We start from the raw sequence: 611 nt of genomic DNA on the forward strand, positions 1-611 counted from the left end.
GTCAGAGGGTGGCGGAGAGCGCCTTCACCGGCATGGAGAGCTTGTCCAGCAGCTCCAGGTCCGCGGTCGCCGGGCGGCCGAGCGTGGTCAGGTAGTTGCCCACGATCACGGCGTTGATGCCGCCGAGCAGGCCCTGCTCGGTGCCGAGGTCGCCGAGGGTGATCTCGCGGCCGCCCGCGTAGCGCAGGATCGTGCGCGGCAGCGCCAAGCGGAACGCGGCGATCGTGCGCAGCGCCTCCTTCGCTTCGAGGGGCTCCTTGTCGCCGAACGGGGTGCCCGGGCGCGGGTTGAGGAAGTTCAGCGGCACCTCGTCCGGGGTCAGCTCGGCGAGTTGCGCGGCGAATTCCGCGCGCTGGGCCCGGGTCTCGCCCATGCCGACGATGCCGCCGCAGCAGACCTCCATGCCCGCGTCGCGCACCATCCGCAGCGTGTCCCAGCGCTCTTCCCAGGTGTGCGTGGTGACCACCTCGGTGAAGTACGAGCGCGCCGTCTCCAGGTTGTGGTTGTACCGGTGCACGCCCATCTCGGCGAGCTCGTCCACCTGCTCCTGGGTGAGCATGCCGAGCGACGCGGCCACGTTGATGTCCACGGCCTCCTTGATCGCCGCGACA

1 protein-coding gene is annotated in these 611 nt (G+C 70.5%); it reads right to left on the reverse strand.

Annotated elements, in window-relative coordinates; genetic code table 11:
• Position 1: 1 nt before the first annotated feature.
• Positions 2–611: biotin synthase BioB (bioB, locus tag KDK95_RS34820; protein WP_212522618.1), on the reverse strand; the 610-nt coding region annotated here is incomplete at its 5' end.

Origin of the sequence: Actinospica acidithermotolerans (assembly GCF_018139625.1) — a bacterium.
Taxonomy (GTDB): Bacteria; Actinomycetota; Actinomycetes; order Streptomycetales; family Catenulisporaceae; genus Actinospica; species Actinospica acidithermotolerans.